The following is a 24,218-nucleotide window of genomic DNA, read 5'->3' as shown; positions in this document are numbered from 1 at the left end:
TTATTTAGGAGATAAATCACAACATTTACTTGTTGAATCTAAGCAAAACAATATTCTCCATTTGAATAACAAAAATCAAAAACACGACAATCCTGCCAAAAAAATAATAGATCGTCAAATTTCTATTATGTTTCAGCAGTTAGAACTATTAGAAAAAGATATGTAGTTTCACACAAGAGTAACTGAACTTTTTAGTTCGTAGTAATGTCAAAAAACATAAAACATTATGAATGAAGATTCTCAATATAAAAAAATAATATCGACACTTAAACACATTATTAGTGAGTCATTGGGAGTGAAATCATCTGGAATAGATATTCATACTCCTTTTCTGGCAATGGGTGTTGACTCTCTAATTTTGTTGCAAATTAATCGTGCTCTTCAACAAGATTTAGGTATTAATATTCCTTTTCGCTTATTGCTTGAAGATTTATCAACAATTCATGCATTAGGAACTCATATAGCTCAAGAGCTACCTCCACAAAATCTGATTGTAGAGCCTTCTTTTCAGGAATCAACCTTTAGCCCAATACTACAAGCACATACTGAAAAGACTTCAGATACACAAAATTTGGAGCAAGAAGATGAAAAGTCTGTAACAGATACAGTACTCGAACAGGTAATAGAACAGCAGCTTCAGTTGATGTCTAAACAGCTGGACATTTTACAAAAAGCAGGTTCCTCGAAGAAGATATTACCTGTACAAAAAGCAATCCCATCTACCCCTATTCAGCATCAAGTAGAACAAGCTGCTCAATCTTTAATTAATAACTCTGATTTTTCAGAAAGTTCATCATCGATTCAAACTGAGTCTAATCAACAACTCATCACCCAAACAATTGAGCCTCTTCAGTTAGAATCAAAGACTCTATTAACTCTCCGTCAACAAAAACATTTAGATGCTTTAATTACACGTTTTGTCAAACTTACTCCCGAATCTAAACGACTTACTCAAGCTTATCGTTCCTACCATGCCAATAGCAGGGCGATAACAGGCTTCCTGCCCTCCATTAAAGAGATGTTATATCCTATTCACGGACAGCGTGGAGAGGGAGCCAAACTCTGGGATGTTGATGGCCAAGAGTATGTAGACATTTCGATGGGGTTTGGTGCGCTTTTATTTGGTCATTCACCATCTTTTATCATCGAAGCTATTCAAGAACAAATAAAGCAAGGTATATTGCACGGGCCACAATCGCGTCTCGCCGGTCAGGTTGCAGAGTTAATTTGTGAGTTGACAGGCGCGGAACGAGCAGCTTTTTGTAACGATGGCACAGAAGCGGTGATGGCAGCAATCCGCCTAGCACGGGCTACTACAAGACGCTCTAAAATTGCTTTATTTGCTGGTTCTTATCATGGTACTTATGATGGGATTTTGGTAAGAGGAGTAACAACCAGCGAAGGAACGCGGCGTTCTATCCCCAGAGCTATAGGTATTCCATCATACATTGCTGATGATGTTATCGTACTTGACTATGGGCAACCTGAATCCCTAGAGATTCTGAAAACTCATGCTTACGAACTGGCAGCAGTTCTGGTGGAACCGATACAAAGCAGTCGCCCAGATTTGCAACCAAAAGAGTTTCTGCTGCAACTCAGACAATTAACTCAAGCAACAGGAACCGTATTAATTTTTGACGAAGTAATTACCGGTTTTCGGATGCACCCAGGTGGGATTCAAGGCTTGTGGAATATTCAAGCAGATTTGACTACATACGGTAAAGCCGTTGCTGCTGGGATGCCAATTGGAGTTATAGCTGGCAAGGCAGCTTTAATGGATATCCTTGACGGTGGGATGTGGAACTATGGAGATGGGTCTTATCCTCAAGCGGACACCACAGTATTTGCAGGTACTTTCTTCAAACATCCTTTAGTAATGGCGGCGGCTTGGGCTGCACTCAACTATATTAAAAATAGTGGACCAAAATTACAGCAGGAGTTATCTGCAAAAACAACGAAATTAGCCCAGACTCTTAATAGTTACTTTGAACAAAAACAAGTTCCTATTCAAGTAGTCCATTTTGGTTCGCTGTTTCGTTTTATCGCCTCATCTCCTCTCAAGTTTGGTCAGTTGTTTTTCTATCATCTCTTAGAAAAAGGCGTTTATGTTTGGGAAGGACGCACATTTTATCTGTCTACGGCGCATACTGATGCAGATATTGAACACGTAATTGGGGCAGTCAAGGAAAGCGTAGTAGAAATGCAAGAAGGGGAATTATTGCCACCTGCCCCGATTTCAACAACGCTCAAAATTCCCCTGACAGCAGCGCAAAAAGAACTGTGGTTTTTGGCACAGATGGGAGATGAAGTTTCCCGCGCCTACAACGAATCTAGAACTATCCATCTGCGAGGGACTGGTAATTTATTGGCAGTGCGTAAAGCTGTTCAGGAAATTATCAATCGTCACGAAGCGCTGCGAACTACTTTTAGCCCAGAGGGGGATAATCAACTGATTCATCCCACTTTGACTATAGACATTCCTGTGAGTGACTTTTCAACTTTAGGTAAAAGTCAACGAGAAACACAGCTATCAGAATTATTAGCACGAGAAGCTCAACAAGTTTTCCATTTAGAAAAAGGGCCGTTGCTGAACTGTCATATCGTCAAGTTGCAGGAAGATCATCATCTTGTAATTCTGACAAATCATCACATTATTGCTGATGGTTGGTCAATTAGTATTTTATTACGAGAACTAGCAGTAATTTATTCAGCAGAATGCCAAGGTATTGCTAGCCAACTTCCCCAACCCATGAAATGGAGTGAGTATGCTCTGTGGCAAGTACAAATGCAACAGAGTCCAGAAATGGCAAAAGCTGAAGCTTATTGGCTGAGTCAATTTGCTAGTTCAGTGCCTGTTTTGGAATTACCAACTGACCGGCCTCGACCACCAATATTTTCGTACACTGGAGCGCGAGAAAATCTCAGCCTCGATTTCACTTTGTATAATTCTTTGAAAAGCTTAAGTCTACAACGTGGTTATACTTTATTTACGATTCTTTTAACAGCATTTTTCACCTTATTGCAACGATTGACGAATCAACAAGATATCGTTGTTGGTATTGCTTCGGCTGGACAATCTGCGATCGCAGGTGAATATCTTGTTGGCCACTGTGTTAATCTATTGCCTATACGCAGCCAAGTTATTGGCAACCCAGGATTTGCAGAGTATTTAAGTTCAGTTCAGCAGGTATTGTTAGATGCTTACGAGTATCAAATTTATCCTTTTATTAAACTAATTGAAAATTTAAAGTTACCACGAGATCCTAGCCGCACCCCTCTTTTTACCACAGGGTTTAATCTGGACAAAGCTCCATTAGAGTCCAAGTCTTTAAAACAAGAGTTTGAAATAGCTAAAAATTCTACCAGTGCTACTAAGCTGGATATTAATTTAAATATTCTTCAGACAGACAGTGAACTAGTAATAGAACTGGAATATAATACAGATTTATTTGATACCCAAACAATTCAGCGTTGGCTCGGACATTACGTAACCTTGCTAGAAGGTGTTGTCGCCAACTCAGAGCAACCCCTAAAAGAATTGCCTATATTGACACAAACTCAACAGCATCAGTTGTTGGTGGAATGGAATAATACTAAAGTTGACTATCCTGGTGAGTATTGTATCCATCAGTTATTTGAGGCTCAAGTAGAGCGATCGCCTGATGCAATTGCTGTAGTCTTTGGAGACCAACACCTCACCTATCGAGAGCTAAATAACCGCGCAAATCAATTGGCCCATTATTTGCGTTCACTTGGGGTCAAACCAGAGGTATTAGTAGGGATTTGTGTGGAGCGATCGCTTGAAATGGCAATCGGAATTTTAGGCATTCTGAAAGCTGGTGGCGCTTATGTGCCACTCGATCCAGCATATCCACAGGAACGACTAGCTTTAATATTAGATGATGTCAAACCTTTAGTGTTGCTTACTCAAAAGCATCTAGTTGCGGAACTCCCGACATCTGCGGCTAAGGTTGTATGCCTAGACGAATGCGATCTTTACGCCCAGGAAAGTCAGGAAAACCTCAGTAGCAATGTAATAGCCGAAAACTTGGCTTATGTAATTTACACTTCCGGTTCTACAGGAACACCTAAAGGCGTACTGATTACGCACCAAGCTTTAGTGAATCACAGTATTGCTGCCGCCAAAGCTTATGAACTGCAACCAGAAGATCGCATTCTCCAATTCGCTTCTGTGAGCTTTGATGTGGCAGCCGAAGAACTATTTCCATCATGGTTAAGTGGTTCAACTGTAGTCATCAGACCCAATCGGGTATTATTGTTTGCTCACTTTGGACAATTCTTGATACAGGAAAAACTAACTGTCATCAATTTACCAACAGCCTATTGGCATGAATGGGTGTCTGACTTGACTCAAACAACAGAACCATTACCGCCGACACTGCGCTTGATAATTGTCGGAACTGAGCAAGCTTTACCAGAAAAACTCGCACTTTGGCAAAAACTAGTAGGCGATCGCTCCCAGAGTCACTGTATCCGTTGGCTCAATGCTTATGGCCCGACTGAAGCAACGATTGGTGTCACCATTTATGAACCAGTTGAACCAGTTACCTATCCAGAGAAACAACCTGTTTATTGTGTACCTGTTGGTCGCCCCATTGCCAACACCCAGGTCTATTTGCTAGATAAACATTTGCACCCTACACCTTTAGGCGTACCAGGCGAGTTATATATTGGTGGTATTGGGATTGCCAGGGGCTACCTCAATCACCCTGAACTTACTACCGAAAAATTTATTCCCAACCCTTTTGCTGAAAAATCGGGAATGCGTCTGTATCGCACTGGCGATTTAGCCCGCTACTTACCTAATGGGAATATCGAACTTCTCGGACGCATCGACCAGCAAGTGAAAATTCGGGGCTTCCGCATCGAACTGGGCGAAATATCAGCGACATTGCAGCAACACAATAAAGTACGCGAAGCAGTGGTAATAGCTAGGGAAGACGAGCATGGTGATAAGTATCTAGTAGCTTATGTTAGCCCTCAGCCAGAACAGCCCATCATAAACACTGAACTGCGTGGCTTTCTTCAGGAGAAGCTACCGCAATATATGCTGCCCTCAAGTTTCATTATCTTGTCAACCTTGCCTTTGTTGCCCAACGGTAAACTCGATCGGCGATCGCTCCCTGCACCAGAAACTCTCCGCCCAGAGTTAGAAGCTGCTTATGTGATGCCACAAACTGAGATAGAACAAACTATCGCTACAATTTGGCAAAAATCTCTCAATATCGAGAAAATAGGCATTCACGACAACTTCTTTGAACTCGGCGGTCATTCATTACTTCTGGTGAAAGTTCATAGCCAATTACGCGAAATATTCCCAACCGATTTATCAATGCTTGATATGTTTAGATATCCGACTATTAACTCTCTTGCTGAGTTTTTTAGTCAAACTAAAAATCAAACATCATTTCTTAGTGAAACTAATATTTCAATAGAAAAAATTGCAATTGTTAAATCTCAGCAAAGAAAACGGTTGCAAAAGATGAAGTCGATAATGAGTAATCAAGGAGTTAATGAAAAATGAATATCCCCATAGCATCTGTTGAGCATAATGGTTCAGAAATAGCGATCATTGGCATAGCCGGACGGTTCCCTGGAGCCAAAAATGTTGATGAGTTTTGGCAAAATCTCCAAAATGGCGTAGAGTCAATTTCAGTTTTTACTGATGAAGAACTGTTAGCTTCTGGGCTAGATGCAGCTACACTCAATAATCCGAAGTTTGTCAAAGCACGATCTGTATTAGAAGATGTAGAACTTTTTGATGCTGCATTTTTTGGTTTTAATCCCAGAGAAGCTGAAATTACCGATCCACAACATCGTCTCTTTTTAGAATGTGCATATATTGCCCTTGAAGATGCTGGCTATGACTCAGAAAATTATCAAGGTTCTATTGGAGTTTTCGCCGGGGCTAGCTTAAGTAGGTACTTACTGAATATTATTTTAAACGAAGATATTATTGGATCTATAGATAATCACCAATTAGCGATCGCAGGTGACAAAGATTACTTAACTACCCGCGTTTCTTACAAACTGAATCTACAAGGACCGAGTTTCACTGTTCAAACTGCCTGCTCAACTTCCTTAGTCGCTGTACATTTAGCCACTCAAAGTTTACTAAATGGGGAATGCGATCTAGCTTTGGCTGGTGGGGTTTCCATAAGTTCTTCCAGAAAAACTGGCTATCTTTACAAAGAGGGGGGAATTGGTTCGCCTGACGGACACTGCCGCGCTTTTGATGCTCAAGCACAGGGAACTGTTGGTGGCGAAGGTGTCGGCATCGTAGTTTTAAAGAGATTAGAGGATGCTCTAACAGATGGAGATACTATTCATGCCCTCATCAAAGGTTCTGCAATCAATAACGATGGATCTTTCAAAGTTAGCTATACAGCACCACGGATAGACGGTCAAGCCAAGGTGATTAGAACCGCTCAAGTTCTTGCCGACGTTGAACCTGAAACCATTACTTATATTGAAGCTCATGGGACAGGAACAACATTAGGAGATCCTATTGAAATCGCGGCGTTAACGCAAGCTTTTCGAGCCAGCACTGAGAAAAAAGGCTTCTGCGCCATTGGTTCAGTAAAAACCAACATTGGCCATTTAGATGCTGCTGCTGGGGTAACAGGTCTAATCAAAACCGTCCTGGCCCTAAAGCATCAACAAATACCACCTAGTTTGCACTTTCAGGAACCTAATCCGCAGATTGATTTTGCCAACAGTCCTTTTTATGTAAACACCAAACTTGCCGAATGGACAACAAACGGCATTCCTCGCCGTGCCGGAGTCAGTTCTTTTGGAATTGGTGGGACTAATGCCCATGTAATTTTAGAAGAATCCCCGGTAAGGGAGCAGGGGAGGGGGGGGGCAGCACTTCGGCTACGCTCAGTGACCGAGGGGCAGGGGAGGAAATATCATCTGTTGGTTCTTTCTGCGAAGACCGAATCGGCATTAGAAAAAGTTACGGCGAATCTGGCTAATCATCTCCAGCAATATCATGAGTTGCATCTTGCTGATGTGGCTCATACCCTTGGTGTAGGTCGTCGAGCTTTCGAGCATCGCCGGATGGTGGTATGCCAAGACATGAATGATGCAGTGAAGGTGCTTTCTCCTTTAGATGTACAACGAGTTTTCACTCAATACCAGCAGCCTGCCAATCGTCCTGTAGTGTTTATGTTTTCTGGGCAAGGAACGCAGTATGTGAATATGGGTAGAGAACTCTACGAAAGTGAGCCAACTTTTACACTTGCAGTTGATCGCTGCTGTGAACTGCTGAAACCCCATCTAGGTCTTGATTTACGCCATATATTGTTTCCAAATGAGGCAGAGACAGTAAAGATAACAGAGCAACTACAGCAGACATCTGTTGCCCAGCCAGCATTATTTGTCATTGAGTACGCCCTAGCTCAATTGTGGATGGCATGGGGTATAAAACCAGAGTCAATGATTGGTCACAGTATCGGAGAGTATGTAGCTGCGACTTTAGCTGGAGTCTTCTCGCTGGAAGATGCCCTAATGCTAGTCGCAATTCGAGGACGACTGATGCAGCAACTTCCTAATGGGGAAATGCTCTCTGTCCAACTTCCCGAACAAGAGATACAACCATTATTAAATAGGGAACTCTCTTTAGCTGCAAGCAATGGCCCTTCTTACTGCGTGGTTTCTGGTACAACTGAAGCGATCGCACAACTACAACAACAGCTAGAATCCAAAGGTGTAGGCTGTCGCAGACTGCATACTTCTCATGCCTTTCATTCTCAAATGATGGAGCCAATTCTCCAGCCATTTACAGAACAGTTACAAAAACTCCAACTTCATCCGGCCACAATTCCGTTTGTATCTAACGTTAGTGGCACTTGGATTACTGTAGCTGAAGCAACAGACCCAAAATATTGGGTAAAGCATCTACGGCAGACAGTGCGCTTTAGCGAAGGGATGACTGAGTTACTTAAAATACAGGAACGCATCTTTTTAGAGGTCGGGCCGGGAAGAACTTTAAGTACCTTTACCAAGCAACATCACAAAGATCAACCGGTTGTACTAACCTCAATTCGCCATCCCCAAGAACAACAATCGGATGTAGCATTTTTACTCAACTCTTTGGGGCGGCTCTGGCTTTTTGGTGTCAAAGTAGACTGGTCTGGTTTTTATGCTAACGAACAACGCCATCATATTCCCTTACCAACCTATCCATTTGAGCGCCAACGTTACTGGATTGAACCACAAAAACAGCCAAGACAAACGGCTGTTAATTTAGGTAAATCTCTCGTAGAGGCTTGTAGGCTACAGGCTCGTGCTAGCGTCGCCACATTGGACGAGCAAACTTATTTACTGAATAAACAGTGTTTGGATCGTTTGTGTGCTGCTTATATAAACCTTGCTCTCCAGCGTTTAGGTGCTTTTAGCAAAAATAATGAACGGTATTCCCTTGAGGAGTTGTGTGAGCGATTTAAAATTATTCCTCGCTATCGGCAATTGTTGTGTCGCTTTTTAGATGTACTCGTAGAGCAAGGTCATCTACAACAAGAAAAGGATTTATTTACCAACCTTGTTCCCACTTCCATCGACTCTATTAATACTCTGATAGAAGAAGTTAAACTCAGATATGTAGATACACCCCACGAGCTAAATATAGTCCGAGAATGTGGCGAGAATCTACTAGATGTATTGATTGGTGAAAAAGAACCGTTAGAGTTGTACTTTGCGGTAAAAGACAACAAACCAAAAATTTCAAATCGAGAATTACCTCTGAATACGCATTTAAAAGGGATTGTGCGAACAGGCATGGAACAGTTGGTAAAGTTATTACCACCTGATGTAAACCTGAGAATTCTGGAAATTGGTGGTGGAGGGGGTATTGCTACAACAGAATTGCTGCCTATCTTGCCATCTGAACGCACTAACTACACTTTTACAGATTTAGGTGGTTTGTTTTTGAATCAAGCCAAACAGAAATTTAGTGCTTATCCCTTTGTTGAATATCGTTTTCTAGATATTGAAAAACCGCCAACTGCACAAGGGTTCAACCACCATAGTTTTGATGTGGTGGTAGCTGTGAATGTGTTGCACGTAACCCGGAATATAACAAAAACCCTGGAGCATGTGCGATCGCTATTAGCTCCTGGAGGATTTCTGCTATTGTGGGAAATAACTCAACCACAATTAGACTTCGATCTCACCGATGGTCTGCTGATGAATCCGTTAGAGGATAAAGAACGCAGCCGTGGTAATCCATTTTTATCACAGGAGCAATGGCAAGAAGCACTACACTCTCAAGGGTTTGTTGAGGTAGCAGCTGTCTCGGAAACTGAAACTTTCGGCGAACAGATTTTGGTAGCTCAAGCTGCTGCATCGGTAACTGACTTAGCACCTACAGCATTTACCATCACAAAGCAAAAAGCTACTAGCAAGCAGCGCCAAGACTTATTGGCTAAAAAATCCGATATTGCTGACTGGTTTTACATTCCTTCTTGGAAACGTACTATGCCACCGCAGTCTTTTCAGCCTGGACTTGAGGTAAAGCTAGGATGCTGGTTAGTGTTTGTGGATGAGTGTGGCTTGGGTGAAAAGTTGGTAAAACAACTAGTACTTGAGCATCAAGATGTTATTATCGTCAGGGTTGGAGAGCAATTTCAGCAAAATAGCGAATATCCTCAACGCACATATACGATTAATCCTGAAAAAAAGGATGATTACAACACCTTGCTCAAAGAACTTCGGAGCCTGGGTAAGATTCCAAAAAGGATTGTTCATCTGTGGAGTGTGACACCAAGCAGTTACACCAACTCAACAATTGAAGCTTTAGGCTGGCCGAGCCTATTGTTTTTAGCGCAGACGATGTCTGACGACAAGGCGCTGCGCGTCTACGCAGAAAATAATCAGACAGATGCTGTAGAAATTAGCATCATCTCTAACAATTTGCAGGAAGTAACAGGTTCAGAAATACTGTGTCCAGAAAAGGCACTGGTTCTCGGAACTTGCAAAGTTATGCCACTAGAGTATCCAAATATAACCTGTCGCAGTATTGATGTTGTAGTTCTTGTAGAAAGTGGTCAAGAAGAACTCATCCAAATGCTAATAGCGGAACTTACGACTTCTATATCTGACCAAATTATTGCTTACCGTGGACGGAATCGCTGGGTACAAGATTTTGAACCTGTACAACTACATGAAACCGTTACCGAAAATCTCCGCCTCAGAAAACAGGGAGTATATCTCATCACTGGTGGATTAGGAGGTGTTGGTTTGGTGCTGGCAGAATATTTAGCACAGACTGTGCAAGCAAAATTAATATTACTGGGGCGTTCAGCTTTTCCCGACCAAGACCAGTGGTCTGAATGGTTATCGACTCATGATAAAGAAGATCCTATCAGCCAAAAGATCCAAAAATTGCAGGCGATAAAGGCATTAGGTGCAGAGGTAATGATAGCCAGCGCCGATGTTACCAACCTTGACCAGATGTTAGCGGTGTTTAACAAAATCAATCAGCAATTTGGTGAGATTCATGGAGTAATTCATGCAGCCGCAGTTTACGGCGGAGGGATGATGCAACTCACAACAAAAGAAACTGTAGCCAATGCTTTAGCACCAAAAGTGCAAGGAACACGAGTACTTGAGACTCTATTTCAAGAAAGCAAGCTGGATTTCTTTGTACTCTGTTCATCACTAAGTTCATTTATTGGCACATCTGGAATGGCAGATTATACAGCTGCAAATGCCTTCCTTGACTCCTTTGCTAACTACAGTATCTCCAAACATGGGACATGGAAATTCATTAAGTCTATTAACTGGGATAGATGGAACAGCGTAGGAATGGCCGCTGCTGTTGAAGCACGCCATCAGGAAATCACAGGAGAAAAGTTGACAGCAGGAATGGCTTCTTTTGAGGGTATAGAAGCCTTTAAACGTATTCTCTCTAGTAGCACAGTTTCTCAGGTCATCGTATCAACACAAGATTTTCCCAGCTTGATTAAGCCAAAGGAATCTCCTAAGACCTTGGAGGAAAAATTAGCCCAGCTTAGTCAATCCAAACCAACTCACCCCCGCCCGATTTTAGGAAATGCTTATATTGCTCCCGTTAATGAAATTGAGCGAACCCTTGCTGAGGTTTGGCAAAAACTTCTGGGTATTCAAAAAGTGGGTATTCACGATAACTTCTTTGAGCTAGGAGGAGACTCTTTATTTGCTACTCAATTAGTTTCTGAACTATGCAAAGTTTTCCAAATAGAACTTTCTTATAAAGGCTTTTTTAATGGCCCAACTATCGGTGAATTGTCTGAAGTTATTGTTCAAAAACTGGCTGAACAGACAAGTCTAGAAGAGTTATCTCAAGCTTTAGCAGATATTGAACAACTATCTCAGAATGACGTACAGGCATTAATTACTTCACAAAACTAAGTAAATAGAGATGATATGACTATGCAGTTACCACTTTATTTTTCGGAAATTATTGCATTGAGTTTTTTAATAGTTGCTTTAATTGTTTGTATACGCTTAGTTATCTATTTACTCAAAAGAAGATGGAATAAGGAAAAATACAAGTTAGTATGGACACCCATTGATTTTGTTGAGCGTCGTAGTAACCTTTCATATAATGAGTTTGTAAAAGAGTATGCATCTGTTGGTAAACCTGTCATTATTACTGATGTGCTAAAAGACTGGAAAGCAACAACAAAATGGACTTTAGATTTTTTTAAATCCGAGTGTGGAACAATAAAATGTGCTGTGAAAGAAGATAAAAATGAAATTGAGGGTTTGATGACTATTGCTGATTATATTGATTATATTAATATCGGGAATAGCGACAGACGTTTCTATTTAGCTAACTGGTTTATTTCTGATCATCCTCAGCTTTTAGAGGACTATAAAGAACCAATATATTTTCCAAATTGGTTACAAAGACTACCAAGAAAGCTGCTAAAAAAATATGAATTAGATAACCCTGAACTATTTATAGGTCATAAAGATACATCGATAGGTCTTCACAAAGATCCAAATAATGGTTCTGCATGGTTGGGAATGATTAGAGGGAGAAAACAAATAGTTTTATTTACACCAGATCAAGAAGAACTTTTGTACTCTGGAAAAGTTAATGTTTTCAATCCCAATTTAGATAAATTTCCACTATATGCTAAGACAAATTCAGTAGAAGTCATACTAGAAGCTGGAGAGATTTTATATATTCCACCAAATTGGTGGCATCATGTGAGGAATCTTGAAAACACCATTGCAGTGGGAAGTCTCTTACTAAACGAGTGGAACTCAGAATTGTTTTTTCAATCAATCACTGAAAAAAATCCAATCAAAGGTCATCTTTTACCATTAGTTTTAGAATTTCCGTGGCTTGGCAAAACTTTATTTGCTATTGGCGTTATTTAAACTGCGAAACTTGAGACTAAAGAACTACATCACTAATTAGTTATCGTGTATTTGGAACTGCATTTATGATTGTAAAAAACTCCGCAAAAATCACATCATCTCTTTTGTTACTCAAGGTGTTCAAATTAGGGAGCAAGTTTTTAAAACTTTTATATCCAAAAGAAAATATTCAGCGTATTGATGATGCCATAAAGACTTACATCTCATTCTTGGAGAAATCTGCGACCGATTATACTCAAAAAAAGAGTGATTTTTTATATCCTGGTATTACTCATAAACCCTGGTATGAAACACATGATAATGATGTTTTACAACTTGTGGATGACAGACTAAAAAAAGGATTTAGTGATATAAAAAATGAGTGGTTAGCTTATTTGTCATCTAGACAGAAAGTAGTTTCAATCTACAATGCAAGTGAAATATATTCGCACCTTAAGGATGAAGATTGGCAAGGATACCAGCTGAGGTATAAAGGTAAATTTACAGAGACAGGTGTTGCTCTTTTTCCCAATACAGTAAAGATTTTATCTGAGTTGGAACCTTTCCTATATGGCAACGGATTAGTGGAGTTTCTTGTTATGAAACCAGGAGTTATAGTACCACCACACATAGATGATATGAATATTTCTTTAACATGTCACCTGGGAATTACGATTCCAGAAAATTGTGGTTTGAGAGTTGCTAGTAAAACACAAAATTTAACTCAAGGTGGCATTTTATTTTTTGATAATAGTTTTGAACATGAAGCTTGGAATAAAAGCCAGGAAGAACGAGTCATTTTATTATTAGAGTTATATCATCCAGAACTCACCAATTTTGAAAAGGCTTTATTAAAGCTTATCTCCACCAGTTAATTTCATAATTATATTTTTAAATTTGATATGAATATACATTAAAATTTATATGAGCAGAGTGTGCTAACTGCAAAATAGAAGACTATACCATAGTCGTGCAATATGGATCAGCCTATAAGTCACCACTAACGTGATGAAAAAATAGAAAGCTAATAACTATATAGTCTTTAGATTTATTCATGTCAAAGTGTGATTTGATGAAATTATTTGTGACAGAATACAAGAAGTAAATTTCAATAATTATCTTGGATAAACTTGAGGAATATATTATGGATAAGCAGTCTTTAGAGTTAAGTTTTTTTCTTTTGTTTCTGAAGTTATTAAAATTGTTATCTCCCCAAGGAAATATTGATCGTTTTGAAAACGCACTCAAATCTTATATAACTTTATCAGAGGAATCAACCTCTAACCCTGCTCAAAAAATGAGTGCGTTTTTATATCCTGGCATTACTCATAAACCCTGGTATGAGCCACACGATAATGATATTTTAAATCTTGTCAGTAATAAACTTCAACAAGGATTCAATGATATAGAAAATGAATGGTTAGCTTATATCTCATCTGGATGTAATATTGTTTCTAGGTTTAATGCTAGCAATCTCTTTACATCCCTCAAAGATGATGATTGGAAAGCATACTTGTTATGGAAAGAAGGTAATTTTACACAAATAGGTCTTTCTCACTTTCCTAAAACAGTTGATATTTTATCTAAATTGGAACCTTTTTTATATCCTTTCGGACATATAGAGTTTTATGTGATGAAACCTGGAGTTGTCTTACCACCACACACGGATAATATCAATACTTCCTTAACATGTCATTTAGCGCTCACGATTCCAGAAAAATGTGGTATAAGCGTCGGTGGGAAAACACAAAGTTGGATTAAAGGACGGACTTTATTTTTTGACGATAGCTTTGAACACGAAGCATGGAATAAAAGTCAAGAAGAACGAGTAGTATTATCATTAGACTTATATCATCCTGAAATGACAAAAATTGAAAAAAATCTGTTGCAATTTGTGCTAAAAAAATTCAATTTTTCATCTGAAGAAGATGGAGTAAATAAAATACCAGATACACAGGACATAGAAAAAGTCTTAGATAAGCAAGCACTCTAAAATGTATAGAATTACAACGTTAATCAAGACCAATATTATATTTATTTTGTTGCATATCAGGTTTAACGAATATGAGTGACCTTTCGCAACGGATCGCTGGTCTTTCTCCAGAGAAACTTCAGCTTCTTGCACAACGCCTTCACAAGAAAAAAGAGAACATCTTTTCACAATCGCAAATAGTTCGTCAAAGTCGAGAATCTAACTTATTTCCTCTATCTTTTGCCCAGCAAAGGTTGTGGTTTATCGACCAGTTACGGCCTGGGAATATCGCCTATAATATATCTCAGCCCATGCGTCTTGTAGGATACTTAAATGTGGCGGCGCTAGAGCAAAGCTTTCACGAAGTTGTGAGACGGCACGAAGTTTTAAGAACTACATTCACAGTAGTTGATGGACAACCTCTGCAAGTTATTGCTCCAAGTTTGAGCTTCAAACTACTAGTAGTAGATTTACAAGAGCTTTCTCAAAAGCAAAGAGAAACTGATATTTTACGACTGGCGAGTGAAGAAGCGCAACGGCCTTTCGACCTAACCAAAGGCCCTTTATTGCGAGTTACTTTATTACAACTAGCAGCGGCAGAATATGTATTATTGTTGACTATGCATCATATTGTCGCTGATGGCTGGGCTATAGGTGTGCTAATTCACGAAATTGCAACTTTGTACGAAGCTTTTTCTGTTGGCAAACCCTCACCCTTTTCGGAACTCTCAATTCAGTATGCAGACTTTGCTGTTTGGCAACGACAGTGGTTACAGGGAGAGCGACTAGAAACTCAACTTGCTTACTGGCAAAAGCAATTAGGCGGTAAACTTCCTGTTCTGGAACTGCCTAGTAATCACCCCCAATCGCCTATCCAGACTTTCTCAGGAGCTAGGGAAGCTCTGGTTCTACCCAAAACTTTATCTGAGAAGCTAAAGGCTCTGAATCAGCGCCAAGGTATCACACTGTTTATGATTCTGTTGGCGGCTTTTCAGACTTTGCTGCACTGGTACACCGATCAAGAAGATATCGTTGTTGGTACTGATATTGCCAACCGCAATCAAGCTGAGACTAAAGAGTTAATCGGGTTTTTTGTTAACCAATTAGTGTTGCGTACAGATTTATCAGGAAATCCTACTTTTGTAGAGTTGTTAGAACGAGTCCGCGAAATGACTTTAGAAGCTTATGCTCACCAGGATTTACCCTTTGACAAACTGGTTGATGTTCTGAATCCAAAACGAGAGTTGAACCGCACACCGTTATTTCAAGTCAAAATTGTTTTGGAAAATACTCAAACTCCTTCTTTACAACTTCCAGGTCTAACTATCACATCTTTGAAGGTTGAAAACAAAACAGTGCAGTTTGACTTGTTGTTGGAGTTAAACGAAACGGAGCAGGGATTATTTGGTGTATGGGAATATAACACTGATCTATTTGATCGGGGCAGCATTGTTAGATTATCAAATATTTTTGCAACACTTCTAAATAAGATTGCGACACACCCAGAAACGAAATTAAGTGAACTAAAGATAATTCTCAATGAACTAGATAAGAAGCATAATTTTGCTAGAGAAGAAGCTTATCAAAATACTATCCAACAAAAGTTAACCAACGTTAAACGTAGAACGAGTAGATAATCAGCAAAAAATAATAAAAATCATGACAAAAATTGAAGCTCTAGGTTCTGTGAGACGGAAAGCTGTTAATATATCCACAGAAGAGTTAATTAAAACTGAATTTCTAAAGTCAGATACTAACTTCCCCTTGGTGATTAAGCCTAGTGTAAAGGGAGTTAATCTACAAGATTGGGCTAAGAATAATCGTGAATATTTGAAAAGTGGATTATTAAAATATGCAGCGGTTCTTTTTCGTGATTTCAAAGTTAATTCAATAGAAGAATTTGAGCAAATTATCGCAGCGATTTGTGGAGAAGCATTAGAATATCGCTATCGGGCATCTCCACGAACTCAAGTGGGTGGGAGAATTTATACTTCAACTGACTACCCTGCGGACCAAAGTATTTTTCCTCACAATGAACACGCTTACTCGCCTACGTTTCCGTTGAAAATCTTCTTTTTTTGTGTGAGTCCAGCGGCGGAGGGAGGAGAAACTCCAATTGGTAGTTGTCGAAAAGTTTTTGAGCGCATTGATCCCAAAATACGCGATCGCTTCATTGAAAAGCAAGTTATGTATATGCGTAACTTTGGCGATGGATTTGGTCTTCCTTGGCAAACTGTATTCCAAACTACAGACAAAATAAAAGTAGAAGAGTATTGCCAAAGCAATGGAATTGAGGTTGAATGGAAAGCAGGCGATCGCTTAAGAACTCGACAAGTTGGGCCAGCCGTTCTCAAACATCCTCAAACAGGTGAAATGGTCTGGTTTAATCACGCAACCTTTTTTCACGTTTCTACATTGGAACCAACAATACGCGAATCGTTATTGAAAAGTTTGCCAGAAGAAGATTTACCAACTAACACATATTACGGTGATGGTTCTGCAATTGAACCATCAGTCTTAGCTGAACTGCGAGCTGCTTATCAAGAAGCAATGGTCACTTTTTCTTGGCAAAAAGGAGATGTATTGATGTTGGATAATATGTTATCAATACATGCTCGTCAGCCATTTGTTCCTCCCAGAAAAATTTTAGTCGGAATGGCTGAACCTTATACACCACAAAGTATTTAACTAACACTGAGGTATACATATGCAAGTAGAAAGTATCGAGGGGTTTAGACTTTCACCTCAGCAAGAGCATTTATGGTTGCTACAACAAATCGATCAAAGTTGGGCTTATCGTAGCGATTGTGCAATTTTGATTGAAGGAAATATAGATGTCAATAATTTAGAATTGGCATTGCAAGATGTTGTCAATCGCTATGAAATTCTCCGCACTAGTTTTGTTTGTCTACCTGGAATGACTATTCCAGTACAGGTAATTACAGATAGCAAGGTTATTTTAGATAAAAAATCTGATATAAGTAATTTGAAACCTCAAGAAAAAGAGGAGAAGATTGAGTTACTTTTTCAAAAAATTAAACAACAAAGTTTTGAGTTTGAACAAGGTTTAATTTTACATACATATTTGGTAACTATTTCGTCAGATAGGTATGTATTATTGATCAGTTTGCCTGCTCTCTGTGCAGATAGTGTCACTCTTAATTGTTTAGTACAGGAACTGGCTCTTTCTTACTTAGGAAAGTTGGATGAAGAATTATCTGAAGAACCACTCCAGTATGCAGACTTTTCAGAATGGCAAAATCAAATATTAGAAGCAGAAGAAACGAAAATAGGCAGAGAATATTGGCAACAGCAAGACTTCTCTACTATTGACAGTTTTCAGCTTCCTTTTGAAAGTCATCTCTCGATAAAACAGAAGTTTCAACCAAAATTAGTAAATTCAATTATTACTCCAGAACTGGTAGCTAATATTGAAAGATTGGCTCATAAATATAATACTTCTGCGTCTAACTTTTATCTAACTTGTTGGCTAGTTTTACTTTGGCGATTGAGTGGACAATCTGAAATGAGCGTCGCCAAGGAATTTAATGGCAGAAAATATGAAGAACTTAAAGGAGCATTGGGACTATTTGCTAAATATTTACCACTTAATTGTAATTTAGAAGGTAATTTTAAATTTAGTCAACTTTTACAGCAAGTGCATGAATCTGTAGAATCTATCGACAAATGGCAAGAGTGTTTTACTTGGGAAAAAATATCAGAAGGAGATAATAAATCAGATATTCTGCCTTTTTTTGCTGTGTGTTTTGATTTTACAGAAGAAGATACAAAGCATTGTGCAGGTAATATCTCATTTTCAATTTTCAAGCTTGATACCTGTACTGAACGTTTCAAAATTAAACTTTCTTGTAGACGCCAGAATGATTTTTTGAATGCAGAATTTCATTATGACTCTAACCTCTTTTCTGAACATAATATCGCAGGGTTAGTAGAGCAATTTCACAAGTTAATAGAAAGTGCCACGTATGATCCAGAAGGTTCAATCAGTAAATTAGAAATTTTAAGCGATCGCACCTTACACAAGCTTCTATTTGAGTTCAATCAAACTCAAGCATACTATCCACAAAATAAATCTATTCATCAGCTATTTACAGAGCAATCAGAACGTACACCAGATAATATTGCTGTTGTATTTAACAACCAGCAACTCACTTATGCTGAACTGAATATACGTGCAAATCAATTAGCTCATTCCTTGCAAAAGTTGGGGGTAGGCGCAGAAGTCTTAGTAGGAATTTGTGTGGAACGTTCCTTAGAAATGCTTGTAGGTATCTTGGGTATTCTCAAAGCTAGTGGTGCTTATGTTCCCCTCGATCCACACTATCCTCAAGAGCGTTTAGCTTTCATGCTAGAGGATACTCAAGTATCCATATTATTGACTCAGCAGCATCTTCTGGAAGGCTTACCCAACCACGATGCACAGACAATTTGCTTAGATACAGATTGGGAAGCTATTGCACAGCAGAGTCAGGAAGCACCCGTTTCAACAGCAACTCCCGAAAACTTAGCTTATGTAATCTACACTTCTGGTTCTACAGGTAAGCCTAAAGGAGTTGCGATCGCACATCGTAATCTAGTTCACTCCACAACTGCACGTATTACCTACTATCAAGAACCTGTCAGCAGCTTCTTATTGCTTTCATCCTTTGCTTTTGATAGTTCTATTGCAGGTATTTTCTGGACACTTTGTTGTGGCGGAACTCTACATTTACCAGAAGAAGGTGTACAAAGGGAAGTACCTAAACTCGTAGAGTTAATTTCTCAAAATAGAGTTTCCCATTTATTAAGTCTTCCTTCTCTATATGCTCTAATATTGCAACAAGCAAAACCAGAACAGTTAAATTCCCTGCGTGCTGTTATAGTTGCAGGTGAATATTGTCCGCCAGAATTGGTAGAACATCACTTTCAATTACAGTCAGAAACATCTCTATTTAACGAGTACGGGCCAACAGAAGCAACTGTTTGGAGTAGTGTATACCGTTGTCATTCTCTAGAAACTGGAACGCAAATATCCATTGGTAGTCCCATAGCCAATACAAAAATATATATACTAGACTCTCACTTACATCCAGTTCCTGTTGGTGTTTCTGGTGAAATTTATATTAGTGGTGAAGGTTTAGCCAGAGGTTATTTAAATCAGCCTCAAATTACATCTGAGAAATTCATTCCCCATCCCTTCAGCCAACAACCAGGAATGCGTCTGTATAAAACTGGTGATTTAGGGCGATATCTTAATGATGGCAATATTGAGTTTTTAGGACGTATTGATAATCAAGTAAAGATTCGCGGCTTCCGTATAGAGTTAGGCGAGATTGAAGTATTATTAAATCAACATCAGGGAGTGCAAGAAACAGTAGTTATTGCGCGTGAAGATGTACCAGGAAACAAACGCTTAGTTGCTTATGTAGTTCCCCAGTCAAAATCAGCCACTACAGTTAATGAACTCCGCAACTTTGCGAAAGATAAACTACCAGAATTCATGGTTCCATCAGCTATCGTAATACTAAAAGAATTACCTCGAAGCCCTAATGGTAAAGTCGATAGAAAAGCCTTACCCGCACCAGAGCAAGTCAGGTCAGATTTAATAGGAGAATTTGTTCCTCCTCGCACGCCTGTAGAAGAAACGCTGGCTCAAATCTGGTCAGAAGTTTTAAAAGTTGAAAAAATTGGTATTTACGACAACTTCTTTGAATTGGGTGGACATTCTTTATTAACTACTCAATTACTTGCCAAAGTTAAAGAAACTTTTAATTTAGATATATCTTTACGCAGTTTGTTAGAGAAACCTACAGTAGAAGGTTTAGCGGAAAATATTGATCGAGTTTGTCAAACAGAAGTTAATTACTCAACTTTTGATATCAAAACTGAAACTGTTTTAGATCAGACAATTTATCCTCAAAGTGTTGGTAAGTTTATCTCTGAACCAAACGCTATTTTACTGACTGGAGGCACAGGCTTTTTAGGAGCCTTTTTACTGGCTGAACTTCTGCAACAAACCAAAGCAGATATTTATTGCTTAGTACGAAATTCAAATTTTGAGGATAGCAATAATAAGCTGCAAAGAACCCTAGAATCTTATGGAATTTGGAACGAAAGTTGGAATTCTAGAATTATTCCCATTGTCGGCGATTTATCAAAGCCACTTTTGGGTTTAGAAACCGAAAAAATTCACCAGTTAGCATCTATAATTGATGTCATTTACCATAATGGTGCTTGGGTACATCATATTTATCCCTACTCTATTCTGAAACCTGCAAACGTACTGGGTACACAAGAAATCCTCAGATTAGCTAGTCAAATCAAAACCAAACCAGTACATTTTATTTCTAGTTCTGGTGTTTTATCTTCAAAAGTTGAATCGGGAGTTAAATTAGTACGAGAACAGGATAGCCTGAACGAGAATGAATTTCCCAGCAATGGATATTGTCAAACTAAATGGGTAGCTGAAAAATTAGTACAAACTGCGGCTGAAAGAGGCATTCCTATCTCTATTTATAGACCATCACGTATATCGGGAGATAGTAAAACAGGTGTTTTTAATAGTAATGACTTCTTGTATAAACTGATAATAGGTTGTGTCCAATTGGGAAGTGTGCCAGATATAGATATTAGAGAGAATATAGTTCCTGTGGATTATGTCAGCAAAGCAATAGTTCATTTATCGAAAAAGGAAGAATCTCTCGGTAAAACCTTCCACTTAGTTCATCCCCAAACTCTCCACTCAAATACACTTATAGACCATATTCGCTCATGGGATTATTCAATTGAGCAAAATTCTTATGACCAGTGGCGAGAGAAATTGCTCAATGTTACTCAAGATTCATTAGACCATCCTTTATATTCTTTAGTACCATTTTTTCCCGCAAGACAAGCTCAAGAAGAAAATTCTAATTCAGGATTTTTACAGCTTGATAACCAAAACGTTATCAATGGCTTAATGGGTACTTCCATTACTTGTCCTCCAGTAGACAATCACTTACTCAGCGTTTATTTTTCCTATTTGATGGACCAAGAAATGTTAAAAACTAGACCTTGATAAAACAAACGCAATTTTTAACAATCAGAGAAATACAAAGAAAAACTACATTTTTTTGACTAAAATCAGGAGATATATTGTATGAATACCACAACTCTTTCTGCTAGTTATGATCCTCTTGCACGTGTATATAACGATGATTGGGCTTTAGGAGTTCTCCAAGAGACACTACCAGCTTTAGAAAAATTAATATTACCAAACTTAGCCAAGGATGCACATATTCTTGATCTTGGTTGTGGCACAGGACAATTAGCACAAAAGCTACTCAACAAAGGCTATAAAGTAACAGGAATTGATGCTTCTGAAGGAATGTTACGCTATGCGCGGGAGAATGCACCCGGTGCAGAATTAATTTTTAATGATGTACGCCTTATTGATTTTTCTGCTAATTTTGATGCAGTAATTTCAATTGGTGTTCTCAATCATATAATGACCCTTGAAGATTTGACTAGTGTATTTCATAAGGTTTATCAGACTCTATTACCAAATGGTGTTTTTGTAGTCTATTTGTTTTTGGAAGAGGAATATAAGTTTAATTGGGACGGTAAAGCTACTGGCAATGTGAAAGAAGATTATGCATGGGCGACTCGCAATAGCTACAATTCGGAAGCTAAAGTAGCTTCCATTAATTTGACTATATTCTCACTGATAGAGCAAGCATGGCAGCGTTTAGATAGCACTATTCTAGAGAAATGTTATAGCAAAGAAGAGGTTATATCTGCTTTGGAAACTGCTGGATTCGGCGACATTAGCATTTATGATGCCCATCGAGATTTAGAAATATCTCCGATGCCTGGTAGTACTTATTTTGTCTGCTACAAACCTGTGCAAGTTGATAGGTAATTTTCACATTATAAGCCCATCAATAAAAAACGAAAGCCTGCTAAAGCAGGCTCGAACTTACCTTAGAATTGCAACAGAATATGAGCGAAAAATTCAACCACTTATAAATTTTGCTTTTTAGGATTTTGCACTAACAGATAGATAATTTGACCAGTAAATTAGAAGAGACAAATTTTATGAATTTACCACAAGTTACATTACCTCAACATTCAGACAATCTAACTAAGCTGCTAGCTAAAGCAGGACTTACTAACCAGCAGCAAGAGTACTTAGAATATTTTATTAATAGCTACAGCGATCGCACAAAAACATCAAAGCAAATTTCTCAAAATTCTCGCCTATTTTTATCTGATGATAAAAATTTAGGAGAGTTTAATTTACTCTTGAAAGAAATGTATTATCCCATTGTTGCTAATCGATCTTTGGGTTCCAAAATATGGGATGTAGATGGTAATGAATATGTCGATGTAATGATGGGATTGGGAATTAATCTTTTTGGTCATAATCCATCTTTTATTAAAGAGGCTTTAATTACCCAAATGGATAAAGGAATTCAAATCGGCCCACAATCAGAACTTGTTAGTGAAGTGGCTGAGTTAATTTCTCAACTTACTGGGATGGAACGGGTTTGTTTTAGCAATACAGGTACGGAAGCCGTAATGACTGCTATTCGCATTGCTAGAGCCGTTACAGGACGTAATAAAATCGTGATATTTTCTGGTTCTTATCATGGTCATTTTGATGGTACTTTAGTTAAAGGTAATAATGCAGAAAATAATCAATCTGCAATTCCATTATCACCAGGAGTATTACCAAATTTTGTTAATGATGTTTTGGTGTTAGATTATGCTAACCCAGAATCATTAGAAATTATCAAAACTCATCAACAAGAATTAGCAGCAGTTTTGGTAGTTCCTGTACAAACAAGTAGACCAGCTTTACAGCCAAAGGAATTTCTGTACCAATTGCGGGAATTAACACAAGCAACTGAAATTGCTTTAATTTTTGATGAAATGGTTACAGGTTTTCGCATTCATCCTGGTGGCGCACAAGCATATTTTGGTGTACAAGCAGACATCGCTACCTACGGAAAAATTGTTGGGGGAGGAATACCCATTGGGATAATTGCTGGAAAAAGTAAATATATGGATGCAATTGATGGTGGTGTATGGAACTATGGCGATGATTCCTACCCTCAAACCAAAAAAACATTTTTTGCAGGTACTTTTTGTAAACATCCATTAGCAATGGCTGCTGCAAAAGCAGTACTCAAATATCTACAAAGTGAAGGTTTATCATTGCATCAGAAATTGAATGAACGTACAACACAATTCGTTACTGATTTGAATAATTATTTTACATCTGAAAAACTACCGCTAAAAATGGCTAACTTTGGTTCACTATTTGGTTCTGCATCTGTAGAACTTTCTGACGGGAATTCTACTGCTTCAGTTGCTATGAGCTTATTAAAATATCATCTGCTTGATAAAGGAGTTCACCTTTTAGGTATTAGCGGTTATTTATCTACAACCCATACAGATGAAGATATCAACTACATTATTCAAGCTGTTAAAGATAGCGTTGAACAACTGAGGTCTGGAGGTTTTTTACCTCCCCGTCTTTCTGTCTAATGTTTTAGTTGAGTAATAAAAATTGATTGGAGGTAACAATGAGTCAAATGACTTCAGAAGATACAACAATTTATAAAGTTGTAGTCAATCATGAGGAACAATATTCTATTTGGCCTGCTGAACGAGAAAATGCTCTTGGTTGGACAGATGCGGGAAAAAGTGGACTTAAATCAGAATGTCTGGAATACATTAAAGAAGTATGGACTGATATGAGACCTTTAAGTTTGAGAAAACAAATGGAAGAGGCTGCTAATAAAAATCGGTAGTTGAAACATTTTTGAATAATTGACTTGAGGTAATACAAAAATGAATAGTTGGTGAAATTCAGTAAATAACTTTT

11 protein-coding genes are annotated in these 24,218 nt (G+C 38.5%); all 11 read left to right on the top strand.

Features of this window, described 5'->3' with window-relative positions; translation table 11 throughout:
• Window positions 1-226: 226 nt before the first annotated feature.
• The 11 genes from RMX69_RS18890 (at window position 227) to RMX69_RS18840 (ending at window position 24,144) form a co-directional block, all read left to right on the top strand.
• Window positions 227-5,545 carry a non-ribosomal peptide synthetase gene (locus tag RMX69_RS18890; RefSeq protein WP_322638365.1) on the top strand — a complete coding sequence of 1,773 codons (5,319 nt, stop codon included), beginning with the start codon at window positions 227-229 and terminating at the stop codon, window positions 5,543-5,545.
• The gene (locus RMX69_RS18885) at window positions 5,542-11,415 is read left to right on the top strand and encodes an SDR family NAD(P)-dependent oxidoreductase (protein ID WP_322638364.1); all 5,874 of its coding nucleotides are present in this window, start codon (window positions 5,542-5,544) and stop codon (window positions 11,413-11,415) included. Before RMX69_RS18890 ends, RMX69_RS18885 begins: the two co-directional genes overlap by 4 nt.
• 21 nt (window positions 11,416-11,436) lie before the next feature.
• Window positions 11,437-12,396 carry a cupin-like domain-containing protein gene (locus RMX69_RS18880; RefSeq protein WP_289797491.1) on the top strand — a complete coding sequence of 320 codons (960 nt, stop codon included), beginning with the start codon at window positions 11,437-11,439 and terminating at the stop codon, window positions 12,394-12,396.
• 65 nt (window positions 12,397-12,461) lie between these two features.
• Entirely contained in the window at window positions 12,462-13,250 is a 789-nt protein-coding gene (locus RMX69_RS18875) for an aspartyl/asparaginyl beta-hydroxylase domain-containing protein (RefSeq protein ID WP_289797492.1), read from the top strand.
• Between the two features lie 269 nt (window positions 13,251-13,519).
• Window positions 13,520-14,368 carry an aspartyl/asparaginyl beta-hydroxylase domain-containing protein gene (locus RMX69_RS18870; RefSeq protein WP_289797493.1) on the top strand — a complete coding sequence of 283 codons (849 nt, stop codon included), beginning with the start codon at window positions 13,520-13,522 and terminating at the stop codon, window positions 14,366-14,368.
• Window positions 14,369-14,439: 71 nt separating this feature from the next.
• The gene (locus RMX69_RS18865; RefSeq protein WP_289797494.1) at window positions 14,440-15,984 is read left to right on the top strand and encodes a condensation domain-containing protein; all 1,545 of its coding nucleotides are present in this window, start codon (window positions 14,440-14,442) and stop codon (window positions 15,982-15,984) included.
• 22 nt (window positions 15,985-16,006) lie between these two features.
• Window positions 16,007-17,035 (top strand): TauD/TfdA family dioxygenase, encoded by a 1,029-nt coding sequence (locus tag RMX69_RS18860; protein WP_322638363.1) that lies wholly within the window; start codon window positions 16,007-16,009, stop codon window positions 17,033-17,035.
• Window positions 17,036-17,054: 19 nt separating this feature from the next.
• Window positions 17,055-21,404: an amino acid adenylation domain-containing protein gene (locus RMX69_RS18855; RefSeq protein WP_322638362.1), complete on the top strand. Its 4,350-nt coding sequence runs from the start codon at window positions 17,055-17,057 to the stop codon at window positions 21,402-21,404.
• A gap of 81 nt (window positions 21,405-21,485) precedes the next feature.
• Complete coding sequence (locus RMX69_RS18850; RefSeq protein ID WP_289797497.1) at window positions 21,486-22,247, top strand: class I SAM-dependent DNA methyltransferase; 762 nt, start codon at window positions 21,486-21,488, stop codon at window positions 22,245-22,247.
• Window positions 22,248-22,423: 176 nt separating this feature from the next.
• Window positions 22,424-23,878 (top strand): aspartate aminotransferase family protein, encoded by a 1,455-nt coding sequence (locus RMX69_RS18845; protein WP_322638361.1) that lies wholly within the window; start codon window positions 22,424-22,426, stop codon window positions 23,876-23,878.
• Window positions 23,879-23,916: 38 nt separating this feature from the next.
• The gene (locus tag RMX69_RS18840; protein ID WP_094347692.1) at window positions 23,917-24,144 is read left to right on the top strand and encodes an MbtH family protein; all 228 of its coding nucleotides are present in this window, start codon (window positions 23,917-23,919) and stop codon (window positions 24,142-24,144) included.
• Window positions 24,145-24,218: the final 74 nt, after the last annotated feature.

This window comes from Nostoc sp. EspVER01 (assembly GCF_034530635.1).
Taxonomy (GTDB): Bacteria; Cyanobacteriota; Cyanobacteriia; order Cyanobacteriales; family Nostocaceae; genus Nostoc.
This window is presented reverse-complemented; position numbering and strand designations above follow the sequence as displayed.